Annotated in this window: 9 protein-coding genes; 3 read left to right on the forward strand and 6 right to left on the reverse strand. The window is 68.0% G+C overall.

Annotation, left to right across the window (positions count from 1 at the left end):
- Both RTM68_RS08840 and RTM68_RS08845 read right to left on the reverse strand, forming a co-directional pair.
- The coding region (locus tag RTM68_RS08840; RefSeq protein WP_312170139.1) for an amino acid adenylation domain-containing protein at positions 1-2,302 on the reverse strand (2,302 nt) is incomplete at its 3' end.
- Positions 2,292-2,936, reverse strand: a complete 645-nt coding sequence (locus tag RTM68_RS08845) for a hypothetical protein (RefSeq protein WP_312170140.1) — start codon at positions 2,934-2,936, stop codon at positions 2,292-2,294. The genes RTM68_RS08845 and RTM68_RS08840, both read right to left, overlap by 11 nt.
- A gap of 235 nt (positions 2,937-3,171) precedes the next feature.
- Here RTM68_RS08845 and RTM68_RS08850 point away from each other — a divergent pair, with 235 nt between their 5' ends.
- The 3 genes from RTM68_RS08850 to RTM68_RS08860 are packed head-to-tail and all read left to right on the forward strand — an operon-like array spanning position 3,172 to position 5,571.
- Positions 3,172-3,987 carry a transporter substrate-binding domain-containing protein gene (locus tag RTM68_RS08850; RefSeq protein ID WP_312170141.1) on the forward strand — a complete coding sequence of 272 codons (816 nt, stop codon included), beginning with the start codon at positions 3,172-3,174 and terminating at the stop codon, positions 3,985-3,987.
- 34 nt (positions 3,988-4,021) lie between these two features.
- Entirely contained in the window at positions 4,022-4,819 is a 798-nt protein-coding gene (locus tag RTM68_RS08855) for an amino acid ABC transporter permease (protein ID WP_312170142.1), read from the forward strand.
- A complete protein-coding gene (locus tag RTM68_RS08860) occupies positions 4,816-5,571 on the forward strand; it encodes an amino acid ABC transporter ATP-binding protein (RefSeq protein WP_312170144.1) in 756 nt (251 codons plus the stop codon). The genes RTM68_RS08855 and RTM68_RS08860 overlap by 4 nt, the downstream gene beginning before the upstream one ends.
- Positions 5,572-5,643: 72 nt before the next feature.
- Here the strand turns inward: RTM68_RS08860 and RTM68_RS08865 are convergent, their stop codons facing one another.
- The 4 genes from RTM68_RS08865 to RTM68_RS08880 form a co-directional block, all read right to left on the reverse strand.
- Positions 5,644-5,820, reverse strand: coding sequence for a YegP family protein (locus RTM68_RS08865; RefSeq protein WP_215169298.1), 177 nt, complete (start codon positions 5,818-5,820; stop codon positions 5,644-5,646).
- Positions 5,821-5,907: 87 nt separating this feature from the next.
- Entirely contained in the window at positions 5,908-6,987 is a 1,080-nt protein-coding gene (locus tag RTM68_RS08870; protein ID WP_312170147.1) for an ABC transporter ATP-binding protein, read from the reverse strand.
- A complete protein-coding gene (locus RTM68_RS08875) occupies positions 6,984-7,778 on the reverse strand; it encodes an ABC transporter permease subunit (protein WP_312170149.1) in 795 nt (264 codons plus the stop codon). Before RTM68_RS08875 ends, RTM68_RS08870 begins: the two co-directional genes overlap by 4 nt.
- The coding region (locus RTM68_RS08880) for an ABC transporter permease (RefSeq protein WP_396654216.1) at positions 7,775-8,632 on the reverse strand (858 nt) is incomplete at its 5' end. The genes RTM68_RS08880 and RTM68_RS08875, both read right to left, overlap by 4 nt.

The raw sequence follows: 8,632 nt of genomic DNA on the forward strand, positions 1-8,632 counted from the left end.
GCACGGTGTCGCCGTCGATCCAGTATCCGGAGAGGTCGACCTCGGGTTCGATGGAGGCTCCGGAGCCGATGTCGAGCATGCCGGTGATCGGGGGGATCGTGTGCAGATCGACGTCCCTGTGGATGCGGGCTCCGAGCGCGCGTGCGTAGTAGACGACCCAGGGCGCGCCCGCGAGACCCACCGGATCGACCTGCTGGGCGATCTGCTCGGCGAGCCAGAGGCGAAGGTGCACGCCGCCGCCGCGCGGGTGATCACCGGGCCGGAGCCCTGCCAACAGCAGCCGGGCCGCGACCGCGGCAATGGTCATCTTGCCGACCGGCGTCACGAAGATCAGCAGACCGACGATGATCGCCCACGCGGGGACATCGGGCAGGAACTCGAAGCCGGGTGAGAGGCGAAGCAGCCAGCTCGCTGTAAGCAGGAAGAGCAACCACCGGATGCCACTGAACACGAACAACGGCAGACCCGCGATCGTCTGCACCCACTGCATCCGCCGGGGTGTCGGGACCGGCTGGCTGAAGACGCGTTCCTCGGCGTCGTCATCCTCGGCGTCATCGTCGACGGCATCCGCCATCTGCCGCAGGCGCGGCAGATCGTAGACATCGGTCATCGTGAACTCAGGCGCACGCGTGCGCAGGCGGGAGACGAGCTGAGCGGCGGCGAGGGAACCACCGCCGAGCTGGAAGAAATCGGCGTCCTCGTCGCCCGGGCGGATGCCGAGCACGGCGAACCACTGCTCCGCGAGCCAGGCCGACGTGCCGGACAGCGAGGAGTCGCCCGTGTCGCCGGAGTCGAGCGGCCAGGGGAGCGCCGCTTTGTCGACCTTGCCCGACGTGCGCACGGGCAGGTCGTCCACGACCGCCAGAAGCGGGATGAGCGGAGCGGGAAGCGTGTCCGCGAGCTCGCCGCGGGCCACCTGTCGGTCGAACCCCTCGTCGGGCACCACGTAGCCCACGAGCAGCGGCAGGCCCGCGTCGGTCTTCTGCACGACCACGGTCGCGGCGGAGACCGAGGTCAGCGCCTGCAACGCGGACTCGACCTCGCCGAGTTCGATGCGGCGTCCGCCGATCTTGACCTGATCGTCAGCGCGTCCCTGGAAGATGAGGCCTTCCGGCTCGACACGCACGACATCGCCGGACCGGTAGGCGCGCGCCCACCCGAGCGTGGGCATCGGCGCGTACTTCTCGGCATCCTTGGCGGGATCCAGGTAGCGGGCGAGGCCGACGCCCCCGATGATGAGTTCACCGGCCTCGCCGTCGGCGACCCGGTGGCCCTCGGCGTCCACCACGGCGAGCGACCATCCGTCGAGCGGCAGGCCGATGCGTACCGGACCCGTGCCGTCCATGAGCGACGCACAGGCGACGACCGTGGCCTCCGTGGGCCCGTACGTGTTCCAGACCTCGCGTCCGTCCGATGCGAGGCGAGCGACCAGCTCCGGCGGGCAGGCCTCGCCGCCGAAGATCAGCAGACGGACGTTCTCGATCGCGTCCTGCGGCCAGAGCGCGGCGAGTGTGGGAACCGTCGACACGACCGTGATGCCGTGGCCGAGCAGCCACGGGCCGAGGTCCTCACCGGAGCGCACGAGAGCTCTCGGCGCCGGCACGAGGCATGCGCCGTGTCCCCAGGCGAGCCACATCTCCTCGCACGATGCGTCGAACGCGACCGACAGCCCGGCGAGCACGCGATCACCGGGGCCGAGCGGCGAATCCTGGAGGAAGAGGCGAGCCTCGGCATCGACGAAGGCCGCGGCGGAACGGTGCGAGACGGCGACGCCCTTGGGTACGCCGGTCGAGCCGGAGGTGAAGATGATCCAGGCGTCGTCCTCGATGCTCGGCGGCGCCACGACCGGAATCGCAGAGGTGCTGGGATGCGGTGAGTCGGCTCCCACCAGATCGATCGCCGTGGCGGAATCCGCCGGGCGATAGCCCGCGTCGGTGATCGTGCCCGCGATGCGCGCCTCGCGGAACACGAGATCAGCGCGCTCCTGCGGGTCATCGGCGTCCACAGGGACGTACGCGGCGCCCGCGGCCATGGTGCCGAGGATCGCGACATACAGCTCGCGTCGGCCCGAGGTCATGCGGATGCCGACGCGATCACCCTGGCGCACACCGTTCTCGCGCAGCACGGCGGCCGTGCGCCACACGCGGGCGAGCAGCTCCGCGTAGCTCAGGGCGCCGTCCGCGTCCTCGACGGCCGAGGCGTCGGGGTACTGCCGGGTCGTCTCCCGGAGGATGTCGATCAGAGTGCGGGGGAGCGGCGCAGCGGCGCCGCGATCCAGCGCCTCCTGCACGTCAGTTCGCAAGGAGGTCGAGCAGGGCGGCCTTGCTCAGGCGCGAGTAACCGGTGCGGCCTTCGGCGCGGGCACGGGCCCGCAGCTCGACGACCGTCAGCGCGTTCAGCTCGGAGGGGGCCGCGGGAGCGGTGATCTCCAGCGCTTCCGCGGGCGGGACAGGGGCCGCCGGCGCCTTCGGAGCGGACGTCGTCGCGTCGACCTTCGGGGCGATCGCCTTGGCCGCGTCGGACTTGGTCTTCGCGTCGGACTTCTTCGAAGCGGTCTTCGCCGTGGACGTCTTCTTCGCGCCAGATGTCGTCGGCGCCTTCGTCGGCGCCTTCGTCGGCGCCTTCGTCGCGTCAGACTTCTTCGCCTTGGTCGAGGACGTCTTCGTGGAGGTTTTCGCGGGCGCCTGCAGCTTCGCCGCGGCGTCCTGGAGCCGCTCGGTGGCGACGGTGGCCGACTTCGCGACCTTCTTGGGCTTGTCGGCGAGCCGCTTCTTCGAGACCTTCGCCGCGTCCTTGACATCGTCGACGAGAGGCGCGAGCTTCTTGGCGGACTTCTTCGGAAGCGACTTGAGCAGCTTCTTCGCGTCCTTCGCCGCATCCTTGGCAGCCTCGATGGCCGCTTCCGCGTTGCGGTGTGCGGGGGTCTTCTTCGCCATGATCGGTCTCCCTCTGCCGCCGGAGCATCCGGTCGGACAGTCGGCACAGAGGATACTCACGCAAGGTGAACAATCGGTGCCGTTCCGTCCACCGGTGCTGTCATACGCCGTCACACTTGAAACACAAACGTAATCCGCGGAAGGGCGTCAGCGGCATGTCAGCCGTGGTGGTGCATGTTTAGATGTTCTCCTACCCGTCCGTGGGCACTCACACCCTCGTCGTTCAGGAGCTGACATGCGCCGTCGCAACATCATCGCCGGGATCGCGCTCGCCGCGACCGCCACCCTCGCCCTCGCAGGCTGTGCGACGGGCGGCGGAGACGCCGGATCGGGTGAGCCGGCGGCGGGCGACGAGTACGGCCTCATCGAGGCGGGAACGCTCACTGTCTGCTCCGACATCCCGTACGCTCCGTTCGAGTTCGAGGGCGGCGACAACGGCACCGGATACACCGGCTTCGACATCGACCTGCTCGACGCGATCGCGAAGAAGCTCGACCTCACGCTCGCGGTGCAGGATGTGGGCTTCGACGCGCTGCAGTCGGGCACCACGCTCGCTGCAGGGCAGTGCGATGTCGGCGCCTCCGCGATGACCATCACCGACGAGCGCAAGGCGAACATCGATTTCAGCGAGCCTTACTACGACTCGCTGCAGTCGCTGCTCGTGCGCACCGATTCGGGCATCGAGTCCATCGACGACCTCTCGGGCAAGAACGTGGGTGTGCAGCAGGGCACCACGGGCGAGGCCTACGCGACCGAGAACGCCGAGGGCGCGCAGCTCGTGCAGTACCCCTCCGACGGTGAGCTGTGGCCCGCGATGCAGGCCGGTCAGATCGACGCGATCCTGCAGGACCAGCCGGTGAACCTCGAGCACGAGAAGGCCGACAGCGCCTACAAGATCGTCGAGGAGTACGAGACGGGCGAGTCCTACGGCTTCGCCTATGCGAAGGGCGAGAAGGATGCGCTGCGCGAGGCGATCGACGGTGCACTGCAGGAGCTGCGCGACAGCGGCGACTACCAGACCATCTACGACACCTACTTCACCGCGAAGTAATCGGCGAGCGACGTAGAGCAGGGAGACCTTGACAATGGCGTTGAGGCGCACCACGAAGAGCAAGCTGTATCGGTACACCGTCTATGTGGTGCTGATCGCGGTCGCCGTCTGGCTGATCGTCAGCACCGACTGGGCGCGTATCGCACAGCTCTACTTCAATCCGGAGATCGCCGCGAAGATGCTCCCGGGCATCATCACGACGGCACTCGTGAACACACTGTGGTTCACGGCTGTCGCGTTCGCGGGCGGATTGCTGCTGGGCGTCGTGCTGGCGCTGCTGAAGCTGTCGAGCATCGGACCCTTCCGGTGGATCGCGACGGCCTGGATCGAGCTGTTCCGCGGGCTTCCCGCGATCCTCACGATCTTCGCCATCGCCTTCATCCTGCCGATCGGTCTCGGTGTGCCCGGGACGAAGCTCGGCGGGCCGGTGGTACTCGGCCTGATCGGACTCATCCTGGTGGCATCGGCCTACATGGCCGAGACCATCCGGGCGGGAATCCAGGCGGTTCCGAAGGGGCAGACGGAGGCGGCTCGCTCTCTCGGCATGTCTCCCATGAAGACGACGTTCTGGATCATCGTCCCGCAGGGCTTCCGCATCATCATCCCGCCGCTGACCAACGAGTTCGTGCTGCTCTTGAAGGACACGTCGCTGCTCTTCGTGGCCGGGTCCTTCATCTGGTCGAAGGAGCTGACGAACTTCGCCCGTGACGCGAGCACGCAGAACGCGAACGGAACGCCGCTGATCATGGCCGCGGCTCTGTACCTGATCGTCACGATCCCCCTCACGCGCTTCAGCGCGTACCTGGAACGAAGGATGTCGAGGCAGCGATGATCACCGACCTGATTGACGTCCACGCGCCGGCGATCGACCTGCAGGGGCTCGTGAAGAGCTTCGGCGACAACGAGGTGCTCAAGGGCATCGACCTCACCGTCACGAAGGGCGAGGTCGTCTGCATCATCGGTCCGTCGGGATCGGGAAAGTCGACGCTGCTGCGCTCGGTGAACCTGCTCGAGGAGCCGACCGGTGGGAAGGTGCTCATCGAGGGCATCGACATCACCGACCCCGACGTCGACATCGACCGGGTGCGCACGCGCATCGGCATGGTGTTCCAGAGCTTCAACCTCTTCCCGCACCTCGATGTGATGGGCAATCTGATGATCGCGCAGCAGCGCGTGAAGAAGCGCTCCAAGGCCGAGGCCGAGAGAGTCGCGAAGGAGATGCTCGGTCGCGTCGGTCTCGCCGAGAAGGCCGATGCCTTCCCTGGTCATCTGTCGGGCGGTCAGCAGCAGCGCGTCGCGATCGCGCGGGCGCTGTGCATGAACCCCGACATGATGCTGTTCGACGAGCCCACCTCGGCACTCGACCCCGAGCTGGTCGGCGAGGTGCTGCAGGTCATGCGCTCGCTTGCGGACGAGGGCATGACCATGCTCGTCGTCACCCACGAGATGGGCTTCGCCCGCGAGGTCGGCTCGCGCCTGATCTTCATGGACGGCGGACACATCGTCGAAGAGGGTGACCCGCGCCAGGTGCTCGCCAACCCGCAGCATCCGCGCACGCAGGACTTCCTCGCTCGCGTTCTCTGACCGCTCGTACAGAAGACCCCCTCCCGCTGATCCAGTCGGAGGGGGTCTTCTGCATGAAGCGGGGTCTCGAGGTCAGGCCTCGACGACCTCGGCATCCGCAGCATTGCGGCGCACCGAGTCGATTCCGTTCAGCGCGGAGGCCTTGGAGGAGTATCCCTCGCTGATCGCGATGACCTCTCCGTTGCCGGACTTCAGGCGGAACCGGTACTCGCCGGACTTGTCGGTGTACAGCTCGAACGTGCCTGCCATGAGGCGTCCTTTCTCTGTCGTAGCGAGGGAACGACGCCCTCGCGCATCACGGTATCTCGGAGTACTGGCTCAGGGATAGAGCAGAGTTCAGCCGCGAGGATGCACGGCCACAGGCTCGGGCGCCACGGCGATGCGCACCCGGTCGCCGAACGCCGGATGGATCCCGGGGGAGTGCTGCAGGCGCACCAGCTCGCCCGACTCGGTGCGCACGAGCGTGCGGCGCATGCTGCCCAGGAACGTGCTCTCCTGCACGAGCGCGTCGGTCGCGGCATCCGCCTCGGAGGCGAAGTGCACGTTCTCGGGGCGCAGGTAGACGTCGACGGGGCCGTCGGCCGGCGACTGCAGCGGCAGCCGCTGGCCCCACACCATGACGTGGTCGCCCTCGGCGACGCCGGAGACGACGCTGGACAGGCCGACGAACGCGGCGACGCCCGCCGTGGAGGGCGTCGTGTAGAGCTGCTCCGGGGTTCCGATCTGCTCGATCCGACCGGAGTTCATCACGGCGATCCGGTCGGAGACGGCCAGCGCCTCCTCCTGGTCGTGGGTGACGAAGACGGTGGTGATGCCGAGGCGCAGCTGGATGCGGTGGATCTCGTCGCGCAACTGCACCCGCACCTTCGCGTCGAGTGCCGAGAGGGGCTCGTCGAGCAGAAGCACCTTCGGCTCGGTCACGAGCGCGCGGGCCAGCGCCACACGCTGCTGCTGTCCGCCCGACAGCTGATGAGGGAAGCGGTCGGCGAAGTCGCCGAGGCCCACGAGGGTGAGCGCGTCGAGCGCGCGCTTGGCGGCCTCCGCCTTGCCGATGCCGCGGCGCCGCAACCCGAAGGCCGTGTTGTCCGCGACACGCAGGTGCGGGAACAGCGAGTACGACTGGAAGACCATGCCGATGTCCCGCTTGTTCGTCGGCACCCTCGAGACATCGCCGCCGTCGAGGAGCACGGCGCCGCTGTCGAGGCCTTCGAGCCCGGCCAGCACCCGCAGCAGCGTGGTCTTGCCGCATCCGGACGGGCCGAGCAGCGAGACGAACTCGCCGGGCGCGATGTCGAGGTCGACGCCGTGCAGCACGGTGGTGCCGGAGTAGCTCTTCACGATGCCCTGCAGCTGCACACGCGTGCCCTCGCCCGCCTCGGCGAGAAGCATGTTGTCGGCGGTCTGGGGGAGGGTCATGAGCGGGCCTTTCCGGTGCCGCGCGCGACGCGGCCGATGAGCAGGAGCAGAGCGAAGACGAACAGCAGTGCCAGCAGGGTGAAGATCGCCGGAGCGTACGGGTCCTGTTTCTGGACGACGACCATGGCGGTCTGGAACACCTGACGGTTCAGGAGCGAGGCGATCGTGAACTCGCCGAGCACGACCGCGATCGAGATCAGCGAGGCCGCGAGCAGGCCCTGGCGCAGGTTCGGGGCGAGGACCTTGAGCACCACGGTGGGCCAGCTCGCGCCGAGCGAGCGTGCGGCCTCGGCGAGAGTGCGCAGGTCGGCGGCGTCGATCGAGGCCTGGATCGATCGATACGCGAACGGCAGCACGGTGATGCCGTAGGCGAAGGCCAGGGTCCAGGTGCCGGTGCCGAGGGTGCGGCCGATCTGCAGGTAGATCGGTGCGAGCCCGACGACGAGCACGATCGCGGGGATCGAGATCGGCAGCAGCACCGCGAACTCGAAGAAGGGCTTGAGCTTCGCGAAACGCAGATTCACCAGGATCATGGTCGGGGCGAGCAGCAGGAGCACGATCGCGACCGTGACGACGGCGAGGATCAGCGAGTTGCCGAGACCCATCCAGATCGGCTTGATCGCTGCCGACTTCGCCGGGTCGAACAGGGCCGCCCAGCGCTCGAAGCCCGCGGTCCCGTCGATCTGGCGCAGCGTGTACAGGAAGGTCGAGATCAACGGGATCGCGAAGAAGGCGCCGACGACGATGCCGATGACCCAGCGGGTGGCGACGGAGGGACCGAGGCGGTTCACGACTGCCACCTCGCTGCCCGCCGCTGGACGAGCGAGTACAGGGCCATGACGACTCCGACGATCACGATCATGCCGAGCGCGAGTGCACCGGCGAGGTTCTCGCGGCCGAGCACGGTTTCGCTCGTGAGCGAGGCGCGGATCTGCAGGGGCACGATCTGCGACCCCTGGCTGGCGAGAGCGGCAGCGGTGGCGTACGACGAGAACGCGTTCGCGAACAGCAGCAGGAGGCTCGCGAGGAACGAGGGGGCCAGCACCGGGATGCCGATGCGCAGCCAGAAGCTCGAACGCGTGCCGCCGAGCGTGAGATTCGCCTCGGCCCACTGCGGCTTGAGCGCCGCGAGGGCCGGCATGAATGTGATCACCATCAGCGGGATCTGGAAGTAGATGTACGGGAGGATCAGGCCGGGGAGCTCATAGAGCCAGGTGCCGTTCGCGTAGATGTCGATGCCGAAGGAGTCCTGGAGGAAGAGCTTGAGCACGCCCTGGATGCCGATGGTGGCGATGAAGGCGAAGGCGAGCATGACGCCCCCGAACTGGGCGAGCACACCGGCTGCGGCATCGACGGTCGAGCGCACGGCGCCGTCGGGGTTCATGCCGAGCAGGGCATAGCAGACGAGAGCGCCGACGATCGCGCCGACGACGGCGGTCAGCAGTGACAGCCCGGCCGAGTTCGCGAAGGTGGCGAGGACGACGGGGTCACCGAGAGCGGAGACGTTCGACCAGGTGAAGCTCCCGTCCTTGGTGAAGAAGCCGGACCCGATCGCGAGAACGGTCGGCACCGCGAGGAAGAGCAGCACGTAGGCGGCGAACGGCACGAGACCGAGCCACGCGACGGATGGCGCCGAGCGCCGGGA

The sequence above is a fragment of the Microbacterium sp. genome, from assembly GCF_031988965.1.
Classification (GTDB): Bacteria; Actinomycetota; Actinomycetes; order Actinomycetales; family Microbacteriaceae; genus Microbacterium.

What these genes read in the sequence shown, in the direction of transcription:
- RTM68_RS08865 (WP_215169298.1), bottom strand. Translation starts at nt 5,820, where the DNA reads ATGGCAGGCACGTTCGAGCTGTACACCGACAAGTCCGGCGAGTACCGG.
- RTM68_RS08855 (WP_312170142.1), top strand. Translation starts at nt 4,022, where the DNA reads ATGGCGTTGAGGCGCACCACGAAGAGCAAGCTGTATCGGTACACCGTC.
- RTM68_RS08850 (WP_312170141.1), top strand. Translation starts at nt 3,172, where the DNA reads ATGCGCCGTCGCAACATCATCGCCGGGATCGCGCTCGCCGCGACCGCC.
- RTM68_RS08860 (WP_312170144.1), top strand. Translation starts at nt 4,816, where the DNA reads ATGATCACCGACCTGATTGACGTCCACGCGCCGGCGATCGACCTGCAG.
- RTM68_RS08870 (WP_312170147.1), bottom strand. Translation starts at nt 6,987, where the DNA reads ATGACCCTCCCCCAGACCGCCGACAACATGCTTCTCGCCGAGGCGGGC.
- RTM68_RS08845 (WP_312170140.1), bottom strand. Translation starts at nt 2,936, where the DNA reads ATGGCGAAGAAGACCCCCGCACACCGCAACGCGGAAGCGGCCATCGAG.